Raw genomic sequence first — 25,800 nt, 5'->3', positions numbered from 1 at the left:
GCCCGACCCGAGGATCAGGCGTCGGCGCGCCGCCGCGAGATCTCGTACATCGTCACGCCGACAGCCATGCCGGCGTTGAGCGACTCGACGGTGCTGCTCATCGGGATCGAGACGATCTGGTCGCACGTCTCGCGCACGAGGCGCGACAGGCCCTTGCCCTCGCTGCCGACGACGACGACGAGCGGCTCGGTCGCCAGGGACAGGCCAGGCAGCTCGACGTCCCCGTCCATGTCGAGACCGACGACGAAGAAGCCGGCCTTGCGGTAGTCCTCGAGCGCGCGGGTGAGGTTGCTCGCCTGCGCGACGGGCACGCGCACCGCGGCGCCCGCGGAGGTCTTCCACGCGCTCGCGGTCATGCCGACGGAGCGACGGCTCGGCACGACGACGCCGTGCCCGCCGAAGGCGGCGACGGACCGGATGATCGCCCCGAGGTTGCGTGGGTCGGTGATGCCGTCGAGGGCGACGACGAGCGGGGCGTCGGTGCCCGCGACCTGGACGAAGTCGCTCGGGTGGGCGTACTCGTAGGGCGGCACCTGGATGGCCAGACCCTGGTGGGTCGCGCCGTCGGTGATGCGGTCGAGCTCGGTGCGCGGCGTCTCGAGGACGGGCAGGCCGCGCGACGCGGCGATGGTCAGCGCCTCTCGGACGCGGTCGTCGCTCTCGACCCGGCCCGCGACGTACATCGTCGAGACCGGCACGTCGGCGCGCAGCGCCTCGATGACCGGGTTACGACCGGCGACGATCTCGGACCCGCCGCTCTTCTTGCGCCCACCGCTGCCGGGCTTGGAGCGCGAGCTCGAGCGGTCGGGCTTCGTGTACGCCTTGTGGTTCGGGCGGTCCGATGCCTTGGGCGTCGGCCCCTTGCCCTCGAGACCCCGACGGCGCTGGCCGCCGGAGCCGACCTGGGCACCCTTCTTGGACCCGGTGCGGCGCACCGCGCCCCGGCGCTGGCTGTTGCCTGCCATCAGCTCTCCTTCTTCGCCAGGCTCCACCGGGCACCGCGGGCGGTGTCCTCGACGGTGATGCCGGCTGCGGTCAACGCGTCACGGATCTTGTCTGCGGTCTCGAAGTCGCGAGCGGCGCGAGCCTGCTCACGGGTCTCGACCTGCAGCTGGACGAGGGCGTCGAGGGCATCGACGAGCTCGTGGTCGGTGCTGCCCGCTCCACGGCCCCACGTGGCCGAGAGGGGGTTGAGCCCGAGGACGTCGGTCATCGCGACGACCGTGCGGGCGATGACGGCGGCCTCCTCGCGGTCGCCGTCGTCGAGGGCGATGTTGCCGCGGCGCACGTGCTCGTGCACGACGGCGAGCGCACCCGCGACCCCGAGGTCGTCGTCCATCGACGCCGCGAAGTCGTCGGGGATCGCGACGGTCGGGTCGGCCTCGAGGGTCGTCTCGTCGGGCAGCGCCCGGCGCAAGAAGCCCTCGATCCTCTCGACGGCGGCACCGGCCTCCTCGAGCGAGCCCTCGTGGTACTCGATCATCGAGCGGTAGTGGGCGGCGGTGAGGAAGTAGCGGATCGTCAGCGGTGCGTACGTGCGGGTGAGCGCGGAGACCTCGAGCGCGTTGCCGAGGGACTTGCCCATCTTCTCGCCGCGCACCGTGACCCAGCCGTTGTGCAGCCAGTACCGGGCGAAGCCCAGCCCCGCCGCGTGCGACTGCGCCTGCTCGTTCTCGTGGTGCGGGAAGCGCAGGTCGATGCCGCCGCCGTGGATGTCGAAGGCGTCGCCGAGGTACTTGCGCGCCATCGCGGAGCACTCGAGGTGCCAGCCGGGACGACCCGCGCCGAAGGGGGTCGGCCAGCTCGCCGTCGCCGGCTCGTCGCTCTTCGCGCCCTTCCACAGCGCGAAGTCGCGGGGGTCGCGCTTGCCCCGGGGGTCGGCGTCGTCGGCGGCGACCATGTCGTCGAGGGACTGGTTGGACAGCTGGCCGTACGTCGGCCAGCTGCGCACGTCGAAGTAGACGTCGCCGCTGCCGTCCTCGGCGGCGTACGCGTGGCCCGCCTCGACGAGCATCTCGACGAGGGTGACCATCTCGGTGATGTGACCGGTGGCGCGCGGCTCGTAGGTGGCTGGCAGGACGCCGAGGGTGTCGAGGGCCTCGGAGGTGAGGCGCTCGTTGCGGTAGGACAGCGCCCACCACTGCTCGTCGGAGTCCGCGGCCCGACGCAGGATCTTGTCGTCGATGTCGGTGACGTTGCGCACGAGCGTGACGTCGTAGCCGTGGCCGCGCACGAGCCAGCGGCGCAGCACGTCGAAGGCGACGGCGAAGCGCAGGTGGCCGATGTGGGGGGCACCCTGGGTGGTCAGCCCGCAGATGTACATGCCGACGTGGCCAGGGGTGAGCGGCTCGAAGTCGCGCGGCTCGCGGGTCGCGGTGTCGTGCAGGCGAAGAGTCACCCGCGCAAGGCTACCGGCGGGTCGGGGCTGCCCCTGCCACTGCGGGGCAGGGGCAGCCCTGCTCACCCGGCGAGGGCGGCGGTGGCCGCCTCGCGGGCCTGGGCTGGTGAGGACGCGGCGAGCGCGGCCCGGGCCGCCGCCGCGCACTGCTCGCGCGACACCTGGGCGAGGCGGGCGCCGACGCCGGGCAGGGCTCCGCCGGCCATCGACAGCGAGGTGATGCCGAGACCGACGAGGACGACGGCGAGCGCCGGGTCCGCGGCGGCCTCGCCGCACACGCCGACCGGCTTGCCCGCCGCGGTGCCCGCGGCGGCCGTCATCGCGACGAGGCGCAGGACCGCGGGCTGCCACGGGTCGGTGAGACCGGCGAGCGAGGGTGCCATGCGGTCGGCGGCCATCGTGTACTGCGAGAGGTCGTTCGTGCCGATCGAGAGGAAGTCGACGTGCTCGAGGACCTGCTCGGCCTGCAGGGCGACCGAGGGGACCTCGACCATGACACCGGGCTTCATCCCGCGCTCGCGCACGAGCGCCGCGAAGTCGGCGGCCTCCTGCGGCGTGGCGATCATCGGGGCCATGACCCACGTGTCGGCGAGCGGTCGGCCGACCTCGCCGGCCGCCTGCGCGAGGGCGTCGAGCTGACGGGTCATCATGCCGGCGTCGAGCTGGACGATCCGCGCGCCGCGCACGCCGAGCGCCGGGTTGGGCTCGTCGGGCTGGGTGACGAAGGCCAGCGGCTTGTCCGAGCCGGCGTCGAGGGTGCGGGTGACGACCTTGCCGTCGGGGAAGGCGCGCAGGACCCCGGCGTAGATGCTCGCCTGCTGCTCGACGGAGGGCTCGGTGTCCCGGCCGAGGAAGCACAGCTCGGTGCGGAAGAGGCCGACGCCCTCGGCCTGGCCGCGCGCGGCGACCGCGGCGGAGTCGCCGTCCTGGACGTTGGCGAGCAGGTCGACGCGCTGCCCGTCGCTCGTGGCGGCCGGGCCCCGCCAGGCCCGGACGCGCTCCATCTCCTGCGCGGAGACCTCGGCGCGGGAACGCGCCTGCTCGGCGTCCGGCTCCACCTCGAGCAGACCGGTCTCGCCGTCGACGAGCACGTAGGACCCCTCGGCGACGACGTCGAGCCCCGAGGCGGCGACGACGCACGGGATGCCGCGCTGCCGCGCGATGATCGACGTGTGGCTCGTCGGCCCGCCGAGCGAGGTGACGAGCGCCTGGACGAGGGCCGGGTCGAGGTCGGCGGTGTCGGCCGGCGCGAGGTCCTCGGCGAGGAGGACGAAGGGGTGGTCGGGGTGGGGCACGCCCGGCTCGGGCAGCCCCTCGAGCTCGGCGACGACCCGCGAGCGGATGTCGCGCAGGTCGGTGGTGCGCTCGGCCATGACGCCCCCGAGCTTCTCGAAGAGGGCGATGAAGTGGTCGACGGCGCCGACGGTCGCGGCGGTGGCGTCCGCCCCCTTCGTCACGCGCTTGCGCGCCTCGGCGATCCAGCCCTTGTCGCGGGCGAGCCCGGCGGTCGCGCTGAGCACCTCGGCGGCGACCCCGGTGACGCGCCCGGCGCGCTCCTCGAGCCGCGAGGCGACGGCGTCGGCGGCGGCGACGAGGCGCTCGACCTCGGCGTCGCGCTGATCGGCGGGCACCTCCTCGGTGCGCACCGGCACCTCCGGCTGGGGCTTGGCCCACACGGCCCGGGCGTAGGCCACCCCGGGCACCACACCGGTGCCCTGGACGGCCGTGGGGCTCGTCGCGGTCTCGGACGTCGTCGTCATCTCGCCTCCGTGAGGTCACAGGTCGGCGCCGACGACGGCGCCGTTGAGGGTCGTGAGCCCGACCTTACTCCCCAACCCTTGACAAAGCCACACATACGGGCATACAAATCTCCCTAAGTCCACACGAACGGGCACAACCGGTGACCGTTTCGGACTCTCGCCCGGGACACCCCCGGCCGCCGCACACGCAAGGAGGCGTCGTGTTCGCCGACGAACGTCAGCAGCTCATCGCCGACCTCGCCCGCCGGGACGGTCGAGTCGTCGTCACCGCGCTCGCGGCCGAGCTCGACGTCGCGCCCGAGACGGTGCGCCGCGACCTCGACGCCCTCGCCACCCAGGGCCTCGTGCGGCGTGTGCACGGCGGAGCCGTCCCCGTCGACGAGACCTCCGGCCGCGAGGCGAGCGTCGACCACCGCGCCGAGGTCAGCTCGGAGGCCAAGGCCCGCATCGGCCAGGCCGCCCTCGCCCTCATCCCCCAGGGCCGCACCTCGATCGTCCTCGACGCCGGCACGACGACCGCCCAGCTGGCCGCCGTGCTCCCGGCCCGCCCCGAGCTGCTCGTCGTCACCAACTCCGTGCCGATCTCCGCCCAGCTCGCGAGCGACCACCCGGGCGAGGTCCACCTCCTCGGCGGTCGCGTCCGCGGGGTCACCCAGGCGACCGTCGGCGAGACCGGGGTGCGCCAGCTGCAGCGCCTGCGCACCGACGTCGCCTTCCTCGGCTCCGACGGGCTGACCGTCGAGCACGGCCTGTCCACGCCCGACCAGAGCGAGGCCTCGGTCAAGCGGGCCATGCGCCTGGCCGCGCGCACCGTCGCCGCCCTCGTCGACTCCTCGAAGGTCGGGCGCGAGCTGCTCTACTCCTTCGCCCGCCTCTCCGACGTCGACGTGCTCGTCACCGACCGCGACGTCGACGTCCGTACCGTCGCCGCACTCGAGCAGACCGGGATCGAGGTCGTCATCGCATGATCACCACCTTCACCGCCAACCCCAGCGTCGACCGCTCGGCCGCCCTGCCCGGGCCGCTGTCGCGCGGCGCGGTCCTGCGCCTCGCCGAGGTCCACGACGAGCCGGGCGGCAAGGGCGTCAACGTCGCCCGCGTCGTGACGATGGCCGGTGTCGCGGCGACCGCGGTGCTGCCGGTCGGCTCCGAGGACCCGCTGCACCGCCTGCTCGACGCCGCGGGCGTCGGGTATGCCGAGCACCGCACCGCCCACCCGGTGCGCACCAACCTCACGATCACCGAGCCCGACGGCACGACGACGAAGCTCAACGAGCCGGGCGCCCCCCTTCGCGCCGAGGACGTCGCGGCCCTCGAGACCCTCCTGCTCGAGCGCACGACCGGGTCCCGCTGGGCCGCCCTGTGCGGCTCGCTGCCCCCCGGCGCCCCCACCGACTGGTACGCCCGGCTCGTGCCGCAGCTGCGCGCGGCCGGCGTCTCCGTCGCCGTCGACACCTCCGACGCCCCCCTCCTCGCGCTCGCCGAGGCCGGCCCGCAGGCCGCCCCCGACCTGCTCAAGCCCAACGCCGAGGAGCTCACGCAGCTCGGCGGGGGCGACCCCGAGGAGCTCGAGGCCGCGGCGGCAGCCGGCGACCTGCGCCCCACCGTCGTCTCCGCCCGCCGGCTCCTCGAGCGGGGCGTGGGCGCCGTCCTCACCACGCTCGGCGGCTCCGGCGCCGTCCTCGTCACCGCCGAGGGCGCCTGGTTCGGCCGGGCCCCGAAGATCACGGTCCGCAGCACCGTCGGCGCGGGCGACTCCGCCCTCTCCGGCTACCTCCTCGGCTCCCTGCGGGGCCTGCCCGAGCGCGACCGCGTCGCGCTCGCCGTCGCCTACGGCTCGGCCGCCGCGCAGCTGCCCGGTACCGGCCTGCCCGGCCCCGACCACGTCGACCCCGCCGGGGTCGAGACCTCCGACATCCACCTCTGACACCCGCTCCGCCCGGGGCACCACTCATGGAAGGCCAGTCATGACAACGCCGTCACCAGACCTCATCACCACGGACCTCGTCCGCCTCGACCAGCCCCTCGGGGCGAGCAAGGACGAGGTCATCGCCGCTCTCGCCGGCCTCGTCGCCGACGCCGGCCGCGCCACCTCGACCGAGGGGCTCGTCGCCGACGCGATGGCCCGCGAGGAGAAGTCGGCCACCGGCCTGCCGGGCGGCATCGCGATCCCCCACTGCCGCTCCGCCGCGGTGACGCAGGGCTCGCTCGCCTTCGCCCGGCTCTCGCCCCCCGTCGACTTCGGCGCGAAGGACGGCCCGGCCGACCTCGTCTTCCTCATCGCCGCGCCCGAGGGCGGGGGCAGCGACCACATGAAGCTGCTCACCAAGCTCGCCCGCGCGATGGTCAAGAAGGACTTCGTCGCCTCGCTGCGCGCCGCCGGCAGCGACGCGGAGGTCGTCGCGCTCGTCGAGGGCGTCGTCAACCCGGCCCCCGAAGGGGGGTCCGCCCCCGCGTCGAGCACGACGGGGAGCACCACGGCCGGTGCGGCCGCCGCAGCCCCTGCCGCGGCGGCCGTCACCTCCGCCGAGCCGGCCCGCCGACGCTCGGTCGTCGCCGTGACCGCCTGCCCGACGGGCATCGCGCACACCTACATGGCTGCCGACTACCTCGTCGCCTCCGGACAGGAGAAGGGCATCGACGTCCACGTCGAGCCCCAGGGCAGCTCGGTCACCGACCCCCTCTCGGCGGAGCAGATCGCCGCCGCCGACGCCGTGATCTTCGCGACCGACGTGGGCGTCAAGGGCCGTGAGCGCTTCGCCGGCAAGCCGGTCGTCGAGTCGGGCGTCAAGCGCGCCATCAACGAGCCCGGTGTCATGCTCGACGAGGCCGTCGCGGCCGCCGACAACCCCTCCGCCCCGCGCGTCGCCGCGGCGAGCGGCAGCGGGGACGAGGTGATCGGGTCCACCGGTCGCCAGCTCGGCTGGGGCAAGCGCATCCAGCAGGCGCTCATGACCGGGGTCAGCTACATGATCCCCTTCGTCGCCGCGGGCGGTCTGCTCATCGCGCTCGGCTTCCTCTTCGGCGGCTATGACATCACCGGCACCGCCGGCGACATCGTCTCCGGCAACAGCCTGACCAACCTGCCGGCAGCCGGCGAGCACGCCCTCTTCGGGTCGGCGCTCATGACCTACATCGGTGCGGTCCTCTTCACCCTCGGCGGGCTCGCCTTCGGCTTCCTCGTCCCGGCGCTGGCCGGCTACATCGCCTTCGGCCTGGCCGACCGGCCCGGCATCGCCCCCGGCTTCGTGGCCGGCGCCGTCGCCGTCGCCACGGGCGCGGGCTTCATCGGCGGTCTCGTCGGCGGTCTGCTCGCCGGTCTCGTCGCGTACTGGTTCACGACGCTGCGGCCGCCGCGCTGGCTCGCCGGGCTCATGCCGGTCGTCATCATCCCGCTGGCCACCTCGCTCGTCGTCGGCGGCCTCATGTACCTCTTCCTCGCCCGCCCGCTCGCAGCGATCACCGAGGGCCTCACCGACACGCTCAACGGCATGACCGGCAGCTCGCTGGCCGTCCTCGGCATCGTGCTCGGCCTGATGATGTGCTTCGACCTCGGCGGTCCGGTCAACAAGGCGGCTTACCTCTTCGCCACGACCGGTCTCAACCCCGACAACCCCGCCTCGCTGAAGATCATGGCCGCCGTCATGGCCGCGGGCATGGTCCCCCCGATCGCCCTGGCGCTCGCGACGACGATCCGCCCGGCCCTCTTCAGTAAGCAGGAGAAGGAGAACGGTCGCGCGGCCTGGCTGCTCGGCGCGTCCTTCATCTCCGAGGGGGCCATCCCCTTCGCCGCGGCCGACCCGCTGCGCGTCATCCCCTCGATGATGCTCGGCGGCGCCGTCACCGGCGCGCTGTCGATGATCTTCGGCGCGGCCTCCCGCGCCCCGCACGGCGGGATCTTCGTCTTCTTCGCCATCGACCGCTTCCTGCTCTTCGCCCTGGCCATCGCCATCGGTACGGTCGTGGCATGCGTGAGCGTGCTCGCGCTCAAGCAGGTCTGGAAGCGCGGCCAGCCGGCCGCGTCGAGCACCACCCCCGAGCCCGCGACCGCCGCGGCCTGACCCCCGAGGAGACACCACATGCCCAGCACGAAGGTCGTCGTCGGCTCCGCCGTCGGACTGCACGCCCGCCCCGCCGGGATCATCGCCGAGCGGGCCGAGGCCCTCGACGCCGAGGTCACCCTCGCGGTCGACGGCGAGGAGCCGGTGGACGCCGCCTCCGCGCTGCTCATCATGACCCTGGGTGCCGAGAAGGGCACCGAGGTCACCGTCGAGTCCGACAGCCAGGAGGCCGTCGACGTCATCGCCGACCTCGTGCGTCAGGACCTCGACGCGGAGTGACCCCGCACGACGAAGGCCCCCGCGTCCCTGACGCGGGGGCCTTCGTCATGCTCCGCTGCCCCGCCTGACGGCGATACCTGCACCTGGCACGGGGTATGTCGCGTACCAGGCGCACACATCGACGTCAGGCACCGGGCGGACGTGCGCCGGTGGTCTCGAGGCTCCTCCGTCGCACCTCGACCAGCGAAGAACGCGACCCCGTCGTCGCACCGATCGACGAAGGGGGCTACTCGCCCCAGCTGTCCCGGCCGGCGGCCTCGGCGCCGATCGTCGTGGAGTCGCCGTGACCGGTGAGGACGACGGTCTCGTCGGGCAGGGTGAGCAGGCGTTCGGTGATGGACTCGACGATGGTCCCGAAGTCGGAGTACGAGCGTCCCGTCGCCCCGGGACCGCCGTTGAAGAGCGTGTCGCCGGAGACGAGCAGCCCGAGGGCCGGCAGGTAGAGGCAGCACGCGCCGGGCGAGTGCCCGGGCGTGTGGATGACGTGCATCTCGAGGTCTCCGACGACGATCACCTGCCCGTCGGACAGGTCGGCGTCGGGCACGCGCTGCGGGTAGGTCATCTCCCACAGCTCGCGCTCCTTCGGGTGCACCCAGATCGGCGCCCCGAGCGCCTCGGCGAGCTCGACGGCGACGTCGACGTGGTCGTTGTGCGCGTGGGTGCAGATGATCGCGTCGAGCGTCCGGTCGCCGACGGCGTCGCGGATCGGCCCGGCCTGGTGGCCGGCGTCGACGACGACGCACTGCTCGTCGTCGCCGACGACCCACACGTTGTTCTCGACCTCCCACGAGCCCCCGTCGAGCTCGAAGGTCCCCGAGGTGAGGACCCGCTCGACGCGGACCCCCATCGGCGAGGTGGGCAGCCGCTGCTCGGCCATCAGATCGTCACCACCGAGCGCAGGACCTCGCCGGAGTGCATCTTGGCGAAGGCGGCCTCGACGTCCTCGATGCCGATCCGCTCGGTGACGAAGGCGTCGAGGTCGAAGCGTCCCTGGCGGTAGAGGTCGACGAGCATCGGGAAGTCGCGGCTGGGCAGGCAGTCGCCGTACCAGCTCGACTTCAGCGCGCCGCCGCGCCCGAAGATCTCGATGAGCGGCAGCGTGACCTCGAGGTCGGGCGTCGGGACGCCGACGAGGACGACGGTGCCGGCGAGGTCGCGCGCGTAGAAGGCCTGCTCGTAGGTCTCGGGACGGCCCACCGCCTCGACGACGACGTCGGCGCCGAAGCCGCCGGTGAGCTCGCGGATCCGCTCGACGACGTCCTCGTCCTTGCCGTTGACGGTGTGCGTCGCGCCGAAGCCCTTGGCGGTCTCGAGCTTCCGGTCGTCGACGTCGACGGCGATGATCGTCGTCGCACCGGCGACGTGCGCGCCGGCGATGGCCGCGTCGCCGACACCGCCGCAGCCGATGACCGCGACCGAGTCGCCGCGGGTCACGCCACCGGTGTTGACGGCCGCGCCGAAGCCGGCCATGACACCGCAGCCGAGCAGGCCCACGGCTGCCGCGTCGGCGTCGGGGTCGACCTTCGTGCACTGGCCGGCGGCGACGAGCGTCTTCTCGGCGAAGGCCCCGATCCCGAGCGCCGGGGTGAGCTCCTCGCCGGTCTCGGCGATGGTCATCTTCTGCTCGGCGTTGTGCGTCGCGAAGCAGTACCACGGCTGGCCCTTGGCGCAGGCGCGGCACTGCCCGCAGACGGCGCGCCAGTTGAGGACGACGAAGTCGCCGGGCGCGACCTCGGTGACCCCGTCGCCGACGGCCTCGACGACACCGGCGGCCTCGTGGCCGAGGAGGAAGGGGAACTCGTCGTTGATCCCCCCTTCGCGGTAGTGGAGGTCGGTGTGGCAGACCCCGCACGACTGGATCGCGACCACCGCCTCCCCCGGTCCGGGGTCGGGCACGACGATGTCGACGAGCTCGACGTCGGCCCCCTTCGTGCGGGCGATGACGGCCTTGACGGTCTGCGGCATGTGGACTCCTTGCTCGGGCGGGTGGTCTGCCCCCATCTTGTCGCGAAGGGGGTGGCCACGGGCGGGCGGGTCCGACCCCGTCGCCGGACCGGCGGGCACGGCCCGCCCCCGCGGCCTACGATCGCGGCCATGGGCATCCACCTCCACGAGATCACGCGCTGGTTCATGTGGTCCGCGCCGTTCCTGCTGCTCGGGGCGGGCATGATCGCCGTGGCGCTCATGCGCCGCGACTCCGGCCGGTGGTGGCAGCTGCTCGCCGGCGCCGGCGTGATGATGCTCGTCTCGCAGATGTGGCAAGTGATCTCCGTCCTCGCGACCCCGCGCCTGTACCGGACGGGCCTGCCGTGGTGGATCCTCTCGGCCCCCCAGACGATCCTCACGCTCGTGACCTTCGGCCTGCTGCTCGGCGCCGTCCTCGTCGACCGGCCCCGCGCGGCGGGCACCACCAGGGCCCCCGGCGCCGTCCCGCCCCCGCCCCGTGCCTGAGCGCCGCGTCCTCGTCGTCGAGCACCAGCAGTCCTGCCCGCCGGCCCTCGTCGGTCGGTGGCTCGAGGACGCCGGTGCCACGCTCGACGTCGTGCGCCCCTACCTCGGCGAGAGCGTGCCGAGCGCGCTCACCCACGACGGCCTGCTCGTCCTCGGCGGGTCGATGGGGGCCGAGCAGGACGACCGCGCGCCCTGGCTGCCCGCGGTCCGAGCGCTCATCCGTGACCACGCAGAGGCGGGGCGACCGGTCCTCGGCATCTGCCTGGGCCACCAGCTCGCCGCGGTGGCCCTCGGCGGCGAGGTGACCCGCAACCCCCTCGGCCAGACCGTCGGGGCGCGCGCGGTGACCCGGGTGCTCGCCGACGACCCGCTCGGCGCGGCGCTGCCGGAGGACTGCCACGTGCCGCAGTGGAACGACGACACCGTCGTCGCCCTGCCGCCCGGCGCGAGCGTCGTGGCCGTCAACGACCGCGCCGACGTGCTCCTCGCCCGGCTCGCGGGCTCGGTCTGGGGCATCCAGGGCCACCCCGAGGCGACGAAGGAGGTCGTCGAGGTCTGGGCGCGCACGGACCTGGCCGAAGGGGGCCTGACCGGCGCCTCGGAGGACGAGCTGCCCGCCGTGCTCGAGGAGGTCGCCCGTCGCCAGCCCGAGACGGACGCGGCCTGGCAGCCCGTCGTCGCGGCCTGGGCGGGCCTGCTCGGCCCGCGCTGATCCTCAGAGCGGGATCGGCAGCGGGAGGTCCTGCTCGACGACGGTGCGCTCGTCCTCGACCGTCCCGTCGGTCGCGACCGTGAGGACGTGCCGCACGAGGTCGCGGTCCTCGGTGGACCAGCGCTGGGTGCGCCAGCCGCCGTCGAGCGCCGTCACCGACCGGTCGGCGACGTCCGCGGCGTGCTCGCGCTGCAGCTCCTGCGCCTGGTCCGCGGCGCCGGAGGGCAGGTCGAGGTCGTCGATCGAGTCGAGCAGCCTGGCCCCCCCGGTGGTCGGGCGCAGCGCCGCAGAGTACGCGTCGGCGACCTGGGTCGCCGTCTCCTCGTCCGCGACGGTGACGCCCTTGACGACCTCGGCCCAGCGCTCGGGGTGACCCGACAGGACGACGCCGCGCGGCTCCCCGTCGCGCGTCACCGCGACGACCTGCAGCCGGTGACGCGCCTCGAGCTGGATGACGAACCACCGGTCGGTGAAGGGGGTCGCGATCGGGCGCGGCCTCGTCTCGTCGGAGCGGGCGAGAGAGGCGACCGAGGGGTCGCTGCTCTCGAAGGCCTCGACCGTGCGCTCCTGCATCATCTGCGTGCCCTCCGTGCTCGTGTCCTGTCCACCGCACCCTGCCAGCAGCCCGCCCGCGACGACGAGCGCCGCGACCCGGCGGCTCACCACCAGGGCCACCAGTCGTGCCGGTCGTCCCAGTCCTCGCGGTGCCGGTCGTAGTAGTTCTGGCCGTCGGTGGACTGCGAGTAGTTGACGCTGGGGTGCTCGCCGCGGAACATCAGCTCGATCTCGTCGTGCCCGGCCTGCGCGGCCTCCTCCTGCGAGGCCCCGCCGGCCAGGGCCGCGTCGTAGGCGTCGCGCCAGGCCTGCTCGTCCGCGCCGACCGGCACGTCGATGCCCTCCCGGCGAGCCTCCTCGTTCCACGTCCACCGGTCGACCTGACCCTCGATCTCCTCGTCGACCTGCGACTGCACGTACTCGTCACGGTCGTCGTGGCTGATCTCGAGACCCTCGTCGCGAGCGTCCCACTGCGCGTGGTTGGCCTCGTGGATGAGCGTGTCCGGGGTGTCGTTGTACTGCCGCTCGTCCTCCGGCAGGCTCGGGTCGTCGACGCCGAAGGTGATGGAGTTCGAGCCCGGGTCGTACCAGGCGCCGGCCTCGCCGTCGTCGTAGCGGATCTCGATGTCGTTGATCCGCAGCCACTCGAGCATCTCGCGCCCCGAGGGCGTGGCCATGAGGTCGCGGGCGAGCTGGGAGTCCGGGTCCAGACCGTCGGGCATCTCGACGTCGGGACCGGGGTCCCCGTCGGTCTCGTAGTCGGCCTCGTCCTTGCGGTCCCACCACCAGCGGTTGTCGCGAGCGTCGTTGTTGTCGGCCCGGGCGTCGCCACCGGGGCCGCCGGTGTCCTGGGCCCGGGGGCCGCCGCCGGTGCCCGCGCCCGCGCCACCGGCCCGCGCGCCCGACGCCTCGTCCTGCTGGTCGGCCTGGTCGACGAGCCGCGCGGCGAAGGCGATGAGGGCCTGCTGAGCGCCGTCGAGACGGCCCTGCGAGTCGCGCGCCGCCTGGAGCAGGTACGCGGAGTCCGGGCCCTGCCAGCCGCCGTCGAGCACCCCGGCCGAGTGCGCGATGACCTGCCCGCAGTCACCGATCCGGCGTCCGGACTCGACGAGCTGGCGGGCCACCTCCCGCATCTGCTGCGGGTCACCACCGTGAGTGAGGCTCATCGCGCCGCGCACCTCCCCTGTCGTCGCGGTCCCGGCCGATGCTAGCCAGACCCGACGGCGGCGCCCATGGGGAGGACTACCCGCTGACGACGAGAGCCGTCGCGATCGCGGCGGCGCCCTCGCCCCGGCCGGTGAGCCCGAGCCCGTCGGTCGTCGTGCCGGCGAGCGAGACCGGCGCACCGCACGCGTCGCTCATCGCCCGCTGCGCCTCGTCGCGCCGGGAGCCGATCTTCGGGCGGTTGCCGACGACCTGCACGGCGACGTTGCCGATCTCGAAGCCCGCCTCGCGCACGAGACGCGCCGCCTCGGCGAGCAGGGTGAGCCCGGAGGCGCCCGCGAGCTCGGGCCGGTCGGTGCCGAAGTGCGCGCCGAGGTCACCGATGCCGGCAGCGGAGAAGAGGGCGTCGCAGGCGGCGTGGCAGGCGACGTCGGCGTCGGAGTGGCCCTGGAGGCCGGTCTCGCCCGGCCACAGCAGCCCGCCCACCCACAGCTCCCGCCCGCTCGCGGGGTCGGCGAGGGCGTGGACGTCGACACCGATGCCGGTGCGGGGCAGCGCAGTCATGGCGCCAGTCTCCCCCAGCCCGGGCACAACCAGGCGGGGGCCGGTGTTGCACCCGACGTGCAGATCTGGGAGTCGGTCGTCATCGGCGCGGGGCAGGCGGGCCTGTCGACGTCCTACCACCTGCGCCGGCTCGGCGTGGAGCACGTCGTCCTCGACGCCGACGAGCGTCCCGGTGGCGCCTGGCAACACCGCTGGGACTCGCTGACGATGGACGACGTGCACGGCGTCGCCGACCTGCCCGACGCCCCCGCCCCGGGCCGCGGCGACGAGCCGGCCAACCAGGTCATCGCCTCGTGGTTCGACGAGTACGAGCAGGCCCAGGAGCTGCCGGTGCTGCGCCCCGTGCGGGTCGACGCCGTCACCGACGAGGACGGGCTGCTCGTCGTGCGCTCGGGCGGACGCTCGTGGACCAGCCGCACGCTCGTCAACGCGACGGGGACGTGGACCCACCCCTTCGTCCCGACCTACCCGGGTCAGCGCGACTTCGCCGGCGAGCAGTGGCACACCGTGTCCTACCCGGGCCGCGAGCACTTCGCGGGCATGCGCGTGCTCGTCGTCGGGGCGGGCGCCTCGGCCGTGCAGCTCATCGGCGAGATCGCGACCGTCGCGGACGTCGTGTGGGCGACCCGGCGGCCGCCGCGGTGGTCCGACGGGGACTTCTCCGGGCGCGCGGCGATCACCGCGGTCCAGGAGCGGCTCGATGCCGGGCTCCCCCCGGCGAGCGTCGTGAGCGTCACCGGTCTGCACCTGCGCCCGCAGGAGGAGGCAGCCGCCCGCACGGGGGTCTACGACCGGCGTCTGCCGATCTTCGAGCGGCTGGAGCGCGACGGGGCGCGCTGGGACGACGGGCGGCTCGAGCGGGTGGACGCGATCGTGTGGGCGACCGGCTTCCGGCCGGCCCTGCGCCACCTCGCGCCGCTCGGCCTGCGCGGCCCGAGGGGAGGGATCCCCCTTCGCCGGGGCGGGTCCGACGTGCAGACGACGGTGACGAGCGTGCTCGACCCCCGCGTGCAGCTCGTCGGGTACGGGCCGTCGGCGAGCACCATCGGGGGCAACCGGGCCGGTCGCGCCGCGGCACGGGCGGTCCGGGACCGGCTCGACGCCGAGCTGGCGGAGGTCAGCGCCCCTCGACGAGCCAGCGCTCGACCCGCCGCAGGTCCTCGACCGTCGTCACCTTGAGGGCCCGCTCGTCGCCCTCGACGACGAGCACCTCGTGACCGAGCACCTCGACGAGCGCGGCGTCGTCGGTGGCCTGGACGCCCGTGGCGTGCGCCGCCCGCAGGAGGTCGGCGCGGAAGCCCTGCGGCGTCTGCACGGCTCGCAGGCTCGCGCGGGCCGGGGTCGCGGTGATCGCCCCACGCTCGTCGACGACCTTGATCGTGTCGACGACGGCGAGACCGGGGACGGCGCCCGCGGCCCCCGCCCGTACCGCGGCGGTCACCCGCTCGAAGAGAGAGGCCGGGGCGAGGCAGCGCGCCGCGTCGTGGACGAGCACGACGTCGAGACCCGGCGGCAGCGCCGCGAGCCCGGCGGCGACGGAGTCGGTGCGCTCGGCCCCACCGGGCACGACGGTGACGGCGGCCCGGGTGCGCAGACGGGCCACGACCCCTTCGGCCTGCGCGAGGTGGTCGGCCGGGGCGACGACGACGACGTGCCCCGCGCCCGAGCCGGTCGCCCCGACGAGCGCGTGCTCGAGCAGGGTCGCGCCGGCGACCTCGACGAGCGCCTTGGGGCGGTCCGCGCCGAGGCGGGTGCCCGAGCCCGCTGCCACGACGACGACGCCCGCACCGTCATCGGTGCGGGCGTCGTGCGTGACGTGCTGCGTCAGCATGCGTCGTGGATCAGGACGCGAGGACCTCGTCGAGCATGACCTCTGCCCGGTCCTCGTCGGTCTTCTCCGCGAGCGCGAGCTCGGAGACGAGGATCTGCCGCGCCTTGGCGAGCATCCGCTTCTCGCCCGCGGACAGACCGCGGTCCTTCTCGCGGCGCCACAGGTCGCGGACGACCTCGGCCACCTTGATGACGTCGCCGGAGGCGAGCTTCTCGAGGTTGGCCTTGTAGCGGCGCGACCAGTTGGTCGGCTCCTCGGCGTGCGGCGTGCGCAGGACCTGGAAGACCTTGTCCAGACCCTCCTTGCCGACGACGTCGCGGACACCCACGAGGTCGCAGTTCTCCGCCGGGACCTCGATCGTCAGGTCGCCCTGGGCGACCTTGAGCTTGAGGTACTGCTTCTCGACACCCTTGATGGAACGGGTCTTGATCTCTTCGATCAGTGCGGCCCCGTGGTGGGGGTACACGACCGTCTCGCCGACCTTGAAAACCATATGGAGGAAACCCCTTTCGCGACCCTCAGGATATCACGGCGTGTCGCTTGACTCCTGGGCTCACGAGATCGACGGGCCCCCTGGGCGCCCCGCTGCGGGCGATCCGGCGGCCGGTACGCTGTGCCTCGTGAAGCCTTCCCAGACCACGCGTGCACGCGCGGGTGCAGCCGCGCTCCTGGCCGTCGCTGCGACCACCGGGTGCAGCTACACCTCCCCCTTCCAGACCGACGAGACGATGTCGCTGGGCGACGGCGTGCCCGTCGACATCGGCGACCTCGAGCTGCGCAACCTCGTCGTCGTGAGCGGCGAGGAGGGCGGCGAGGGCACCCTCACGGGCACGGCGGTCAACACCGGGTCGAAGGACGTCCAGCTGCAGGTCGCGGTCGCCGACGGCGGCGAGCCCGTCACCGCGGACGTGCCCCCGGGCGAGGTCGTCCTGCTCGGCGAGGGCTCCGACGCCGTCAAGCTCTCGAAGGTCCCCGCACCCCCCGGCGCGATGGCCGAGATGACCGTGGCCACCGGCTCCTCCGACGTCACCCCGGTGAGCGTGCCCGTGCTGCCCCCCACCGGCTACTACGAGGAGTTCGCTCCCCCCGGCTACACCCCGCCGGCCGAGCCGTCGGAGTCCGAGACGGAGTCCGAGGAGCACTGAGCCGCTCTGGGGCGCTGACGCAACGGGTGCGCATGACGAAGGGGGCCGGGTCACCGGCCCCCTTCGTCGTCCCCTGGGGGTGTCAGCCCTCGAACTTGTAGCCCAGACCGCGCACCGTGATGATGTGCACCGGGTGGCCCGGGTCGGGCTCGATCTTCGCGCGCAGGCGCTTGATGTGGACGTCGAGGGTCTTCGTGTCCCCGACGTAGTCGCTGCCCCACACGCGGTCGATGAGCTGCACGCGGGTGAGCACCCGCCCGACGTTGCGCAGGAGCATCTCGAGCAGCTCGAACTCCTTGAGCGGGAGCGGGGTGGGGGTGCCGTCGATCGAGACGACGTGGCGCTCGACGTCCATGCGCACGGGCCCGCCCTCGACGGTCGACGGCAGCAGCTCCTCGGGCTCGGCGTTGCGCCGCAGGACGGCCTTGATCCGGGCGAGCAGCTCGCGCGAGCTGTACGGCTTGGTCACGTAGTCGTCGGCGCCGATCTCGAGACCGACGACCTTGTCGATCTCGCCGTCCTTCGCGGTGAGCATGATGACCGGCACGTTCGAGCGCTGCCGGATCGAGCGGCACACGTCGATGCCGGACAGCCCGGGGAGCATGAGGTCGAGCAGGACGAGGTCGGCGCCGTTGCTGTCGAAGGCGACGAGCGCGGCGGGGCCGTTGTCGACCACCTCGACGTCGTAGCCCTCCTTGCTCAGCAGGTAGGACAGCGGGTCCGAGAAGGAGATCTCGTCCTCGACCACGAGGATGCGGGTCATCGTGCGGTTTCCCTTTCGTGCGGCTCTCGCTCGGCGGCGAGAGTCTCCTGTGCGGCGGGCAGGCGGATGGTGAAGGTCGAGCCGTGACCGCCCGAGCTCCAGACGGAGACGTCGCCCCCGTGGTTGGCGCAGATGTGCTTGACGATCGACAGCCCGAGGCCGGTGCCCCCGGTGGCGCGGCTGCGCGCGGCGTCGATGCGGTAGAAGCGCTCGAAGATGCGGCCCTGCTCCTCGGCGGGGATCCCCGGGCCCTGGTCCGAGACCGCGATCTCGACCCGGTCGCCGACGAGGCGCGCGCCGACCCCGACCCGGGTGCCCTCCCCCGAGTACGCGACGGCGTTGCCGACGAGGTTGCGCACCGCGGTGACGAGCAGGGTGTGGTCGCCGAGCACGTAGAGGTCGTCCGCGCACTTGTCGGCGAGGCTGACCCCCTTCGCGTTGGCCGCGACCCGCAGGTGGTCGAGGGCCTCGTCGACGACGTCCTCGACGTCGACGAGCTCGGGGTCGATGAGGACCTCCTGGGCCTGCAGGCGCGAGAGGTCGACGATCTCCTTGACGAGGGCCGAGAGACGCTCGGCCTCGACCTGCATCCGGCTGGCGAAGCGGCGCACGGCGACGGGGTCGTCGGCGGCGTCGAGGACGGCCTCGGCGAGCAGGGCGAGACCGCCGACGGGGGTCTTCAGCTCGTGCGAGACGTTGCCGACGAAGTCGCGGCGCACCTGCTCGACGCGGCGGGCCTGCGTCATGTCCTCGACGAGGAGCAGGACGTGCTTGTCGCCGAGGGGGGCGACCCGGGCGTGGACGAAGGTGCCGGCGCCGTGGGACTCCGCGCGCTGGTCGGCGCGGTGGAGCTCGAGCTCGACCTCGCGGATGACGCCGTCGGCGCGCACGGCCCCGGCGAGATCGGACAGCGACGGGTGGGCCAGGCGGCCGTGCCGCACGAGCCCGTGGGCGACCGCGGCGGGCGAGTTGTTGACGACCCGGTTGTCGGCGTCGACGACGATGCCGCTCGAGCGCAGGACGGCGAGGACGTCGCCGACGCCCGAGGGCAGCTCGGGCTCGGGGGCCGGCGGGGCCGACCGCTCGTGGTCGCTCCAGGCGATGCCCGCCCAGGCGAGACAGACGATGACGACACCGGCGAGGCCACCGAGAATTGCCGCTGTCGTCGGGTCCACGTCACCGAGAGTACGCGTCGGGGCGGGCACACTGAGGAGCGCACACGTCCGGGCTCCGGGGCGCTGGGTGTTGTTCACCTGCCCGCCAGCACGCGTTCACAGATCCCGGGCAGAGTGGCACGCTGATGCACCCGACGGGCCCCGCGCCCACCCGAGAAGGACACCATGCGCACTGTCTTCCACGACGAGCTCGCCCAGATCACCGAGGACCTCGTCGGCATGGCCCGGCTCGTCTCCTCGGCGGTCACGCAGGCGACGACCGCGCTGCTCGACGCCGACATCCAGACCGCCGAGCAGGTCATCGACGCCGACGAGGCGATCGACCTCAAGCGCAACGACCTCGACGCCCACGCCATCGACCTGCTCGCCCGTCAGGCGCCGGTCGCCACCGACCTGCGCACCATCGTCACCTCGATGCGCATGTCCGCCGACCTCGAGCGGATGGGCGACCTCGCCCGCCACGTGGCCAAGCTCGCCCGGCTGCGCCACCCCGAGCCGGCCGTGCCCACCGAGCTGCGCGAGATCGTCACCGACATGTCCCTCGTGTGCGAGCGGATCGTCGCGAAGGTCGCCGACTGCCTGATCAGCCAGTCGATGGAGCTCGTCGACGAGATCCAGCTCGTCGACGACGAGCTCGACGAGCTGCACCGCCGGCTCTACGCCCACTTCGCCGACGGCCAGTGGGCCCACGGCACCGAGGCGGCCGTCGACATGGCGCTGCTCGCCCGTTACTACGAGCGCTTCGGCGACCACGCCGTCTCGATCTCGCAGCGCGTGCGCTTCCTCGTCACCGGCCAGGAGGTCCACACCGACCTCGCGGACTGACGCAGGCCGCCGCACGACGAAGGGGTGGCTCCGGGATCTCCCGGGGCCACCCCTTCGCCATCGGTGGGGTCAGGACCGCTCGACATGACAAACCCCGGCTTCGCACGAGTTTCTTACTCATGCGAAGCCGGGGTTTATCGGGTGACCCGAGAAACTGGTGACGGGTGGGGCGACCGGCGAAGGGGTCAGCGGCCCTGGTTGGCGACCGCGGCGGCCTCGGCGGCGGCGGCCTCGGGGTCGAGGTAGCGGCCGGGACCCGTGGGCATGAGGTCGTCGCCCAGCTCGTAGACGAGCGGCATGCCGGTGGGGATGTTCAGGCCCGCGATGTCCTCGTCGCTGATGCCGTCGAGGTGCTTGACGAGACCGCGCAGGCTGTTGCCGTGGGCGACGACGAGCACGGTGCGCCCGGCGCGCAGGTCCTCGGCGAGCGGGCCCTCCCAGTACGGCATGAAGCGCTCGATGACGTCCTTGAGGCACTCGGTGCGCGGCACGTCGATGCCGGCGTAGCGCGGGTCGTCGGTCTGCGCGTACTCGTCGTCGGGCTCGATCGGCGGCGGCGGGGTGTCGAAGCTGCGGCGCCACAGCATGAACTGCTCGTCGCCGTACTTCTCGCGGGTCGCGGCCTTGTCCAGGCCCTGCAGCGCGCCGTAGTGGCGCTCGTTGAGCCGCCAGTCGCGGCGCACCGGGATCCAGTGCCGGTCGCACGCGTCGAGGGCGAGGTTGGCGGTCGTGATCGCCCGGCGCAGCACCGAGGTGTGCACGACGTCGGGCAGGATCCCCGACTCGGCGAGCAGCTGCCCGCCGCGTACGGCCTCCTCACGGCCGCGGTCGATGAGGTCGACGTCGACCCACCCGGTGAAGAGGTTCTTCTCGTTCCAGTCCGAGCGCCCGTGGCGCAGCAGGATCAGTGTCGGCATGACGCCAGACTAGTCACCGGCCGTGGCGGGCGCCGGGTCGTCCGGGCGCTGCAGGACCGAGCGGAAGGCCTCGAGGTTGCGCAGCGACTCGCCGTTCTTGACCCGCCAGTCCCACTCCTTGCGCATCGAGGACAGGAAGCCCATGACGAGCAGCTCGTCGAAGGGGCCGTCGGCCGCCTCGAGGACGACGCCGAGCAGCCCGTCGAGGAGCTCGTCGTCGACGGAGCGAAGGGGGAGCCGCCCGGAGACGTAGACGTCACCGGAGGAGTCGACCGAGTACGCGAGCCACGGCATGCGCAGGTTGCGGCGCAGCAGGTAGCGGTAGACCTGCTCGTGCCCCTCGTCGGGGTTGCGGATGACGAAGGCGGAGACCGACAGCGCCCGCTCCCCGACGACGAGGGAGACGACGGTGCGCAGCTTGTGCTCGCCGGGCAGGGTGACGACGAACTCGCCGTCGCGCGCCCCGCGCTCCCACTCGACGTCGCCCCCGGCGAGGTAGGTCTCGACGGCGGCGCGGGCCGCAGCCGTGTCGTCGCCCCGGTCCTCGGGCGTGGTGTTTGGCGTGCTCATCGGGCCTCCTCGTGCCGCGCCTGGCGGGCGGCGGCGATCGCGTCCTCGTAGACGCCCACGAGGGCGTCGGTGGTGTGCTCCCAGCCCATCTGCGACGAGCGCTCGACCGCGCGCTCGCGCATCCGGCGGGCTCGGTCCGGGTCGTCGACGACCTCGAGGACGGCATCGGCCCAGACCTGCGGGTCGTGCGAGTCGAGCAGGACGCCGCCGTCGCCGACGGCGTCGGGCAGCCCGCCGCGCCGGGCGGCGACGACGAGCGCACCGCTCGCCGCGGCCTCGACGGCGACGAGGCCGAAGGACTCGTTGTACGAGGGCACCGCGACGACGTCGGCCGCCTGGAACCACCGCGCGAGGTCGGGCCGGCTCACCGGCGGGGCGAGCCGCACGACGTCACCGAGACCGAGCTCGTCGACGAGGTCGCCGAGCCACGTGGGCGCCGACAGCCCGCTGCCCGAGGCGCCGCCGAGCACGGCGACGACGAGCCGCTCGCGCAGCTCGGGGCGCTGCTCGGCGACGCGCGCGGCGGCGCGCACGAGCACGTCGGGCGCCTTGAGCGGCTGGATCCGGCCGACGAAGAGCAGGAGCACGGCGTCGCGGGCGACCCCGACGTGGTCGCGGGCGGCGTCGCGGTCACCGGGCACGAAGGTGTGCAGGTCGACCCCCGGGGGCACGACGGCGACGCGGTCGGGGTCGGCGTCGTAGAGCTCGACGAGCTGGCGGGCCTCGGTCTGCGTGTTCGCGACGAGCCGGTCGGCGATGGCCACGACCTGCGCCTCGCCGATCTCGCGACCCGGGGGCTCGAGGGCGTCTCCCTGCGCCGGGCTGGCGTTCTTCACCCGCGCCATCGTGTGCATGGTGTGCACGAGCGGGACCTGCCAGCGCTCCGCGGCGAGCCAGCCCACCTGACCCGAGAGCCAGTAGTGCGAGTGGACGACGTCGTAGTAGCCCTCCTCGCGCGCGGCGAGCTCGCGCATGAGGCCGGCGGTGAAGGCGCACAGCTGACCGGGCAGGTCCTCCTTCGCCAGGCCCTCGTACGGCCCGGCGAGGACGTGGCGGACGACGACGCCCGGCTCGACGTGGACGACGTCGTCGTCGGCCGCGGCGGTGCGCCGGGTGAAGATCTCGACCTCGACGCCGCGTCGGGCCAGCTCTCGGGCGGTCTCGAGGACGTAGACGTTCATCCCGCCCGCGTCGCCCGTGCCGGGCTGGGCGAGGGGCGAGGTGTGGACGCTGAGCATCGCGACGCGGTGCAGCTCGCTCACGACTCCTCCTCCGGCTCCGGCTCGGGCCGCGCCGAGCTCGTGACGCTGAGGTCGAGCACGGACCCCCACGCGTGCAGGTCGGTGTGTCCCCGGCGCCGCAGGTCGACCGCGCGGGCCACCCCTTCGGGGCCGAGGGCCTGGTCGGTGCGGCGGTCGCTCGTCATCACCGGGGTGGCCCGGCCGATGCCGGGCTCGACCCACCACGCACGACCGCGCAGCAGCCGGTCGGGCAGCGCGGGCGGGTAGCCGAGCGAGCCGAGCTCCTCGGCGCCGTGGAGGACGACCGCGTCGGCCCCCTGGATGTCGACGTAGAGGCGCACCCAGCGGTCGTCGAAGGTCACGGTGATGACGGTCGGCAGCGAGCGCCCGTCGGAGGACAGCGTGCCGGTGTAGCGCGCGATGCCGGGCGAGACGCCGACCCGGTCGATGCGCAGGTCGGACACGGCGTCCTCGACGTCCTCGCGCGGCGAGTCGTCGGAGTCGTCCAGGCTGCCCCGCAGCGCCGAGACCGGGGACCCGCCGCGGACGGTGCGGTAGAGCACGTCGTCGCCGTCGGTGATCCGCAGGCCGCTCTGGTCGAGGGCGACGGCTCGGCCCTCGCCGAGGGTGATCACCCCGCCGGCGCCGTCGGCGATCGTCAGCATGCCGGGCGTCACCGCCTGCACCCCGCTGTCCTTGCCGATGAGCGAGGGCACCCAGCCGATCGCGCCGACCAGCGCGGCCCCGGCGAGGGAGGCGACGAGCGCGAGCATGCTCCAGCTGACCCGACGCTCCCTGACACGCACCAGGCCACCATAGGCGCCGCCTACCCTGGTCCCGTGCCCAGCCAGCGCCCCGTCGGGTCCCCCACGCGCGGCACGACGGCTCCGAACAGGCTGCGCCGGGCCGACCGCTGGCTCGTCGGCACCCAGGCTGCACGCATCCGGCTCGGCGACGACCCTCCCGTCATGGTCGACCTCGGCTACGGCCGGCTCGGCACGACGACCCGCGAGTGGGCCGACCGGCTGGCCACGGTGCGCGACGACCTCGACGTCGTCGGCGTGGAGATCTCGCCCGACCGCGTCGCGGCGGCCCAGCCGCTCGCCCGGCCCGGTCTGCGCTTCGTCCTCGGCGGCTTCGAGGTGCCGACGCCGCCCGCGCGCGTCATCCGGGCCTTCAACGTCCTGCGCCAGTACGACGAGGGCGAGGTCGGACGGGCGTGGGCCGGTCTGCAGGCGGCCCTCGACGAGCACGGGGTCGTCGTCGACGGCACGTGCGGCGAGCTCGGCCGGCTCGGCTCGTGGGTGATGCTCGACCGCGAGGGACCGCGCAGCCTCACCCTCTCGTGGCGGCTGCGCGACCTCGACCTCGACGCGACGCCCCCGTCGGTCGTCGCCGAGCGTCTGCCGAAGGCGCTCATCCACCGCAACGTCCCCGGCGAGGGGGTGCACGACCTGCTGCGCGACCTCGACGACGCGTGGGCGCGCACCGCCGGGTGGGCGACGTACGGCGCCCGGGCGCACGCGGTCGAGGCCTTCGGGCTGCTCACCGAGCGCTGGCCGGTGCTCGACGGGCCGAGGCGCTGGCGGCTCGGCGAGCTCACGCTCGGGTGGGACCCGGTCGCGCCGGCGTCACCAGCGTGAGCGCCCGCTGCCCCGTCCCATGACCTGGTCGATGGCCGGCTTGACGTCGGCGAGGTAGACCCCGGCGGCGACGACGCCGATGAGCCCGAAGAGCCCCAGGCCCCCGAAGGTCGCGACACCGAGGAGGACCGCGACGGCGAGGATGCCCAGCCAGATCGGCTTGGTCTGCTTGCCGGCCGCGACGAAGGCGTCGGCGCGCTGCGTCGCGGCGTGGGCGAGCGCGTAGACCTCGATGGCGACGGCGATCACGCCGAGGCCCATGACGACGAGCCCCTGGATCATCGCGACGGTGTTCATGCGGGCGAGCCTACGGGGGGCACGTCCAGGACGATGGTCACGGGGCCGTCCCCGACGAGCGCGACCTCCATCATCGCGCCGAAGCGACCGGTCGCGACGCCGATCCCGCGCTCGCGCAGGCCGTCCGCGACGGCCGCGACCACGGGCTCGGCGACCGGGCCCGGCGCGGCGGCGCCCCACGACGGCCGCCGCCCCTTGCGCACGTCGGCGTGGAGGGTGAACTGGCTGACGACGAGGACCTCGCCGCCGGTCTCCTCGACCGAGCGCTCTCCCCCGTCGCCCTCGGGCGTGAAGAGGCGCAGCTCGGCGATCTTGCGCACGGTCGTCGCGACCTCGTCCGGCCCGTCCCCGTGGGTGACGCCGACGAGCGCGACGAGACCGGGGCCGATCGCGCCGACGATCTCGTCGTCGACGCGGACCTGGGCCGAGCTGACCCGCTGCAGGACGGTGCGCACGCTCAGAGCCCGACGACGCGGACCTCGCCAACCGGACGGCCGTGGCCGAGCGTCGGCGAGGTGGAGTGCTCCCGGGTGGCCGGCGAGTCGACGCCGAGGCGCAGCAGCGCGGCCGCGAGGACCGCGGTGCGCGCGCGGGCGAAGGGGGCGCCGTCGCTGATCTTCACGGCGAGGCCGAGCCCGTCGGCCGTGCCCGCGGCGAAGACCGCCTCGGCCCCGTCCTTCGCGACGAGGCCGGGCGTGCGGGCCATGAGGTCGGTGACCTCGCGGCCGTCGCCGCCCACGTGCTCGGGGTGGGCGCGCATCGCGTCGGCGACGCGGCGAGCAGCCGTGCCCTCCTCGGCGCCGGCGAGCCGCCCGAAGGCTGCCGCGAGCCCGCCGAGCGGGACGGCCGGCAGGGGGGCACCGCAGCCGTCGACGCTCGTCGTCGTGATCGGGCCGATCTCGCGGGTGACGACCTCCATGACGGCCTGCTGCAGCGGGTGCTCGGGGTCGAGGTAGTCGTGCGTCGACCAGCCGTTGACGACGCAGGTGACGAGCATGCCGGCGTGCTTGCCGGAGCAGTCCTGGGCGATCGGCTCGGGGGCGCGACCGGCGGCGAGCCACTGCGCGTGCTCGAGCTCGCCGATGGGCAGGGCGGGGGTGTTCTGCAGGGCGGAGATCTCCAGCCCGACGCTCGCGAGGATCTCGGTCACCGCGGTGAGGTGACGCTCCTGCGCGGAGTGGCTCGAGCACACCGTCCCGAGGTGGTGGGGGGCGAGGTCGAGGCCGTGCTCGACCATCGCGAGCGCCTGGATCGGCTTGAGGGTGGAGCGCGGGTAGACCGCCGCCGCGGTGTCGCCGACCGCGAGGCGGGTCCGGCCGCCGGCGTCGACCGCGGCGACGCGGCCGTGGTGGGCGGACTCGACGAGGCCCCCGCGGGTCACGTGGACCAGCACGGGGGCCTCGTCGAGGGCGGTGGTGTCAGGGGTCGTGGTGCTCACGGGCCCTGACG

General features: G+C 74.0%; 29 protein-coding genes. 10 read left to right on the top strand and 19 right to left on the bottom strand.

Translation table 11 applies throughout. The features are described 5' to 3' along the window. Positions 1-14: 14 nt before the first annotated feature. The 3 genes from rlmB to ptsP all read right to left on the bottom strand — a co-directional run bounded on the left by rlmB (position 15) and on the right by ptsP (position 4,158). Positions 15-965, bottom strand: coding sequence for a 23S rRNA (guanosine(2251)-2'-O)-methyltransferase RlmB (rlmB, locus tag ABIB53_RS12865; protein WP_354588437.1), 951 nt, complete (start codon positions 963-965; stop codon positions 15-17). Then, on the bottom strand, positions 965-2,398 hold the full coding sequence (gene cysS / locus ABIB53_RS12860) for a cysteine--tRNA ligase (RefSeq protein WP_354588436.1): 1,434 nt from the start codon (positions 2,396-2,398) through the stop codon (positions 965-967). The genes rlmB and cysS overlap by 1 nt, the downstream gene beginning before the upstream one ends. A gap of 62 nt (positions 2,399-2,460) precedes the next feature. Further along, the gene (ptsP, locus tag ABIB53_RS12855) at positions 2,461-4,158 is read right to left on the bottom strand and encodes a phosphoenolpyruvate--protein phosphotransferase (RefSeq protein ID WP_354588435.1); all 1,698 of its coding nucleotides are present in this window, start codon (positions 4,156-4,158) and stop codon (positions 2,461-2,463) included. 200 nt (positions 4,159-4,358) lie between these two features. Here ptsP and ABIB53_RS12850 point away from each other — a divergent pair, with 200 nt between their 5' ends. Genes ABIB53_RS12850 through ABIB53_RS12835 form a run of 4 tightly spaced genes read left to right on the top strand, consistent with a single transcriptional unit; the run spans position 4,359 to position 8,498 of the window. Then, complete coding sequence (locus ABIB53_RS12850) at positions 4,359-5,126, top strand: DeoR/GlpR family DNA-binding transcription regulator (RefSeq protein WP_354588434.1); 768 nt, start codon at positions 4,359-4,361, stop codon at positions 5,124-5,126. Continuing rightward, positions 5,123-6,085 (top strand): 1-phosphofructokinase family hexose kinase, encoded by a 963-nt coding sequence (locus ABIB53_RS12845; protein WP_123093546.1) that lies wholly within the window; start codon positions 5,123-5,125, stop codon positions 6,083-6,085. Before ABIB53_RS12850 ends, ABIB53_RS12845 begins: the two co-directional genes overlap by 4 nt. A gap of 40 nt (positions 6,086-6,125) precedes the next feature. Then, positions 6,126-8,219, top strand: a complete 2,094-nt coding sequence (locus ABIB53_RS12840) for a PTS fructose transporter subunit IIABC (RefSeq protein ID WP_354588433.1) — start codon at positions 6,126-6,128, stop codon at positions 8,217-8,219. Between the two features lie 18 nt (positions 8,220-8,237). After that, positions 8,238-8,498 carry an HPr family phosphocarrier protein gene (locus ABIB53_RS12835; protein WP_068269872.1) on the top strand — a complete coding sequence of 87 codons (261 nt, stop codon included), beginning with the start codon at positions 8,238-8,240 and terminating at the stop codon, positions 8,496-8,498. 226 nt (positions 8,499-8,724) lie between these two features. Here ABIB53_RS12835 and ABIB53_RS12830 read toward each other — a convergent pair whose 3' ends face one another. Both ABIB53_RS12830 and ABIB53_RS12825 read right to left on the bottom strand, forming a co-directional pair. Beyond that, positions 8,725-9,375, bottom strand: coding sequence for an MBL fold metallo-hydrolase (locus ABIB53_RS12830; protein WP_354588432.1), 651 nt, complete (start codon positions 9,373-9,375; stop codon positions 8,725-8,727). Further along, the gene (locus tag ABIB53_RS12825; protein WP_191681269.1) at positions 9,375-10,463 is read right to left on the bottom strand and encodes an S-(hydroxymethyl)mycothiol dehydrogenase; all 1,089 of its coding nucleotides are present in this window, start codon (positions 10,461-10,463) and stop codon (positions 9,375-9,377) included. The genes ABIB53_RS12830 and ABIB53_RS12825 overlap by 1 nt, the downstream gene beginning before the upstream one ends. A gap of 129 nt (positions 10,464-10,592) precedes the next feature. Here ABIB53_RS12825 and ABIB53_RS12820 point away from each other — a divergent pair, with 129 nt between their 5' ends. Together ABIB53_RS12820 and ABIB53_RS12815 are read left to right on the top strand one after the other, a co-directional pair. Further along, on the top strand, positions 10,593-10,949 hold the full coding sequence (locus ABIB53_RS12820; protein ID WP_123093549.1) for a hypothetical protein: 357 nt from the start codon (positions 10,593-10,595) through the stop codon (positions 10,947-10,949). Next, entirely contained in the window at positions 10,942-11,661 is a 720-nt protein-coding gene (locus ABIB53_RS12815; RefSeq protein WP_229299912.1) for a type 1 glutamine amidotransferase, read from the top strand. The genes ABIB53_RS12820 and ABIB53_RS12815 overlap by 8 nt, the downstream gene beginning before the upstream one ends. Before the next feature lie 3 nt (positions 11,662-11,664). Here ABIB53_RS12815 and ABIB53_RS12810 read toward each other — a convergent pair whose 3' ends face one another. The 3 genes from ABIB53_RS12810 to ispF form a co-directional block, all read right to left on the bottom strand. Next, complete coding sequence (locus ABIB53_RS12810) at positions 11,665-12,327, bottom strand: hypothetical protein (RefSeq protein ID WP_354588431.1); 663 nt, start codon at positions 12,325-12,327, stop codon at positions 11,665-11,667. Continuing rightward, positions 12,321-13,382 (bottom strand): DUF4344 domain-containing metallopeptidase, encoded by a 1,062-nt coding sequence (locus tag ABIB53_RS12805; RefSeq protein ID WP_229299910.1) that lies wholly within the window; start codon positions 13,380-13,382, stop codon positions 12,321-12,323. The genes ABIB53_RS12810 and ABIB53_RS12805 overlap by 7 nt, the downstream gene beginning before the upstream one ends. 76 nt (positions 13,383-13,458) lie before the next feature. After that, the gene (ispF, locus tag ABIB53_RS12800) at positions 13,459-13,944 is read right to left on the bottom strand and encodes a 2-C-methyl-D-erythritol 2,4-cyclodiphosphate synthase (protein WP_354588430.1); all 486 of its coding nucleotides are present in this window, start codon (positions 13,942-13,944) and stop codon (positions 13,459-13,461) included. A gap of 57 nt (positions 13,945-14,001) precedes the next feature. Here ispF and ABIB53_RS12795 point away from each other — a divergent pair, with 57 nt between their 5' ends. Beyond that, positions 14,002-15,123, top strand: a complete 1,122-nt coding sequence (locus ABIB53_RS12795; RefSeq protein WP_354588429.1) for an NAD(P)-binding domain-containing protein — start codon at positions 14,002-14,004, stop codon at positions 15,121-15,123. Here ABIB53_RS12795 and ispD read toward each other — a convergent pair. Together ispD and ABIB53_RS12785 are read right to left on the bottom strand one after the other, a co-directional pair. Then, a complete protein-coding gene (gene ispD / locus ABIB53_RS12790) occupies positions 15,062-15,775 on the bottom strand; it encodes a 2-C-methyl-D-erythritol 4-phosphate cytidylyltransferase (protein ID WP_354588428.1) in 714 nt (237 codons plus the stop codon). The two genes, ABIB53_RS12795 and ispD, sit on opposite strands and share 62 nt — an antisense overlap. 10 nt (positions 15,776-15,785) lie before the next feature. Continuing rightward, a complete protein-coding gene (locus ABIB53_RS12785; protein WP_068269899.1) occupies positions 15,786-16,268 on the bottom strand; it encodes a CarD family transcriptional regulator in 483 nt (160 codons plus the stop codon). Positions 16,269-16,395: 127 nt separating this feature from the next. Between ABIB53_RS12785 and ABIB53_RS12780 the strand changes: the two genes are divergently transcribed. Next, the gene (locus ABIB53_RS12780; protein ID WP_354588427.1) at positions 16,396-16,920 is read left to right on the top strand and encodes a hypothetical protein; all 525 of its coding nucleotides are present in this window, start codon (positions 16,396-16,398) and stop codon (positions 16,918-16,920) included. Positions 16,921-17,002: 82 nt separating this feature from the next. On the opposite strand, the gene ABIB53_RS12775 is transcribed toward ABIB53_RS12780, so the two are convergent. Continuing rightward, the gene (locus ABIB53_RS12775) at positions 17,003-17,683 is read right to left on the bottom strand and encodes a response regulator (RefSeq protein WP_068269902.1); all 681 of its coding nucleotides are present in this window, start codon (positions 17,681-17,683) and stop codon (positions 17,003-17,005) included. Then, positions 17,680-18,858, bottom strand: a complete 1,179-nt coding sequence (locus ABIB53_RS12770) for a sensor histidine kinase (protein WP_354588426.1) — start codon at positions 18,856-18,858, stop codon at positions 17,680-17,682. The genes ABIB53_RS12775 and ABIB53_RS12770 overlap by 4 nt, the downstream gene beginning before the upstream one ends. 165 nt (positions 18,859-19,023) lie before the next feature. On the opposite strand from ABIB53_RS12770, the gene phoU reads away from it, so the two are divergent. Next, a complete protein-coding gene (phoU, locus tag ABIB53_RS12765; RefSeq protein ID WP_354588425.1) occupies positions 19,024-19,683 on the top strand; it encodes a phosphate signaling complex protein PhoU in 660 nt (219 codons plus the stop codon). A gap of 185 nt (positions 19,684-19,868) precedes the next feature. Here the strand turns inward: phoU and ABIB53_RS12760 are convergent, their stop codons facing one another. From ABIB53_RS12760 to ABIB53_RS12745, 4 genes are read right to left on the bottom strand one after another with little or no spacing between them, the layout of a single operon-like run. Then, positions 19,869-20,600 carry a phosphoglyceromutase gene (locus ABIB53_RS12760; RefSeq protein ID WP_191680641.1) on the bottom strand — a complete coding sequence of 244 codons (732 nt, stop codon included), beginning with the start codon at positions 20,598-20,600 and terminating at the stop codon, positions 19,869-19,871. A gap of 9 nt (positions 20,601-20,609) precedes the next feature. Continuing rightward, positions 20,610-21,170 (bottom strand): type III secretion system chaperone family protein, encoded by a 561-nt coding sequence (locus tag ABIB53_RS12755; protein WP_354588424.1) that lies wholly within the window; start codon positions 21,168-21,170, stop codon positions 20,610-20,612. Beyond that, positions 21,167-22,408: a D-inositol-3-phosphate glycosyltransferase gene (mshA, locus tag ABIB53_RS12750; RefSeq protein WP_354588470.1), complete on the bottom strand. Its 1,242-nt coding sequence runs from the start codon at positions 22,406-22,408 to the stop codon at positions 21,167-21,169. The genes ABIB53_RS12755 and mshA overlap by 4 nt, the downstream gene beginning before the upstream one ends. A 20-nt stretch (positions 22,409-22,428) precedes the next feature. Beyond that, positions 22,429-23,217 (bottom strand): hypothetical protein, encoded by a 789-nt coding sequence (locus ABIB53_RS12745; protein WP_354588423.1) that lies wholly within the window; start codon positions 23,215-23,217, stop codon positions 22,429-22,431. Between the two features lie 33 nt (positions 23,218-23,250). On the opposite strand from ABIB53_RS12745, the gene ABIB53_RS12740 reads away from it, so the two are divergent. Then, a complete protein-coding gene (locus ABIB53_RS12740; RefSeq protein WP_354588422.1) occupies positions 23,251-24,054 on the top strand; it encodes a class I SAM-dependent methyltransferase in 804 nt (267 codons plus the stop codon). Here the strand turns inward: ABIB53_RS12740 and ABIB53_RS12735 are convergent. From ABIB53_RS12735 to ABIB53_RS12725, 3 genes are read right to left on the bottom strand one after another with little or no spacing between them, the layout of a single operon-like run. Then, positions 24,043-24,351, bottom strand: coding sequence for a DUF2516 family protein (locus ABIB53_RS12735; protein WP_251718175.1), 309 nt, complete (start codon positions 24,349-24,351; stop codon positions 24,043-24,045). The two genes, ABIB53_RS12740 and ABIB53_RS12735, sit on opposite strands and share 12 nt — an antisense overlap. After that, positions 24,348-24,806 carry a D-aminoacyl-tRNA deacylase gene (gene dtd, locus ABIB53_RS12730; protein ID WP_354588421.1) on the bottom strand — a complete coding sequence of 153 codons (459 nt, stop codon included), beginning with the start codon at positions 24,804-24,806 and terminating at the stop codon, positions 24,348-24,350. Before dtd ends, ABIB53_RS12735 begins: the two co-directional genes overlap by 4 nt. A 2-nt stretch (positions 24,807-24,808) precedes the next feature. Further along, positions 24,809-25,789: an asparaginase gene (locus ABIB53_RS12725; protein WP_354588420.1), complete on the bottom strand. Its 981-nt coding sequence runs from the start codon at positions 25,787-25,789 to the stop codon at positions 24,809-24,811. Positions 25,790-25,800: the final 11 nt, after the last annotated feature.

This window comes from Janibacter sp. UYMM211 (assembly GCF_040547045.1).
Lineage (GTDB): Bacteria > Actinomycetota > Actinomycetes > Actinomycetales > Dermatophilaceae > Marihabitans > Marihabitans melonis.
Note: the sequence above shows the minus strand (reverse complement) of the source record. Positions and strands in the feature narration are given on the sequence as shown.

Bases quoted from the DNA above. Each gene is read 5' to 3' on its own strand.
- rlmB (WP_354588437.1), bottom strand. From the start codon at position 965: ATGGCAGGCAACAGCCAGCGCCGGGGCGCGGTGCGCCGCACCGGGTCC.
- ptsP (WP_354588435.1), bottom strand. From the start codon at position 4,158: ATGACGACGACGTCCGAGACCGCGACGAGCCCCACGGCCGTCCAGGGC.
- ABIB53_RS12845 (WP_123093546.1), top strand. From the start codon at position 5,123: ATGATCACCACCTTCACCGCCAACCCCAGCGTCGACCGCTCGGCCGCC.
- ABIB53_RS12840 (WP_354588433.1), top strand. From the start codon at position 6,126: ATGACAACGCCGTCACCAGACCTCATCACCACGGACCTCGTCCGCCTC.
- ABIB53_RS12835 (WP_068269872.1), top strand. From the start codon at position 8,238: ATGCCCAGCACGAAGGTCGTCGTCGGCTCCGCCGTCGGACTGCACGCC.
- ABIB53_RS12830 (WP_354588432.1), bottom strand. From the start codon at position 9,375: ATGGCCGAGCAGCGGCTGCCCACCTCGCCGATGGGGGTCCGCGTCGAG.
- ABIB53_RS12825 (WP_191681269.1), bottom strand. From the start codon at position 10,463: ATGCCGCAGACCGTCAAGGCCGTCATCGCCCGCACGAAGGGGGCCGAC.
- ABIB53_RS12820 (WP_123093549.1), top strand. From the start codon at position 10,593: ATGGGCATCCACCTCCACGAGATCACGCGCTGGTTCATGTGGTCCGCG.
- ABIB53_RS12805 (WP_229299910.1), bottom strand. From the start codon at position 13,382: ATGAGCCTCACTCACGGTGGTGACCCGCAGCAGATGCGGGAGGTGGCC.
- ispF (WP_354588430.1), bottom strand. From the start codon at position 13,944: ATGACTGCGCTGCCCCGCACCGGCATCGGTGTCGACGTCCACGCCCTC.
- ispD (WP_354588428.1), bottom strand. From the start codon at position 15,775: ATGCTGACGCAGCACGTCACGCACGACGCCCGCACCGATGACGGTGCG.
- ABIB53_RS12785 (WP_068269899.1), bottom strand. From the start codon at position 16,268: ATGGTTTTCAAGGTCGGCGAGACGGTCGTGTACCCCCACCACGGGGCC.
- ABIB53_RS12775 (WP_068269902.1), bottom strand. From the start codon at position 17,683: ATGACCCGCATCCTCGTGGTCGAGGACGAGATCTCCTTCTCGGACCCG.
- phoU (WP_354588425.1), top strand. From the start codon at position 19,024: ATGCGCACTGTCTTCCACGACGAGCTCGCCCAGATCACCGAGGACCTC.
- ABIB53_RS12760 (WP_191680641.1), bottom strand. From the start codon at position 20,600: ATGCCGACACTGATCCTGCTGCGCCACGGGCGCTCGGACTGGAACGAG.
- ABIB53_RS12755 (WP_354588424.1), bottom strand. From the start codon at position 21,170: ATGAGCACGCCAAACACCACGCCCGAGGACCGGGGCGACGACACGGCT.
- mshA (WP_354588470.1), bottom strand. From the start codon at position 22,408: ATGCTCAGCGTCCACACCTCGCCCCTCGCCCAGCCCGGCACGGGCGAC.
- ABIB53_RS12735 (WP_251718175.1), bottom strand. From the start codon at position 24,351: ATGAACACCGTCGCGATGATCCAGGGGCTCGTCGTCATGGGCCTCGGC.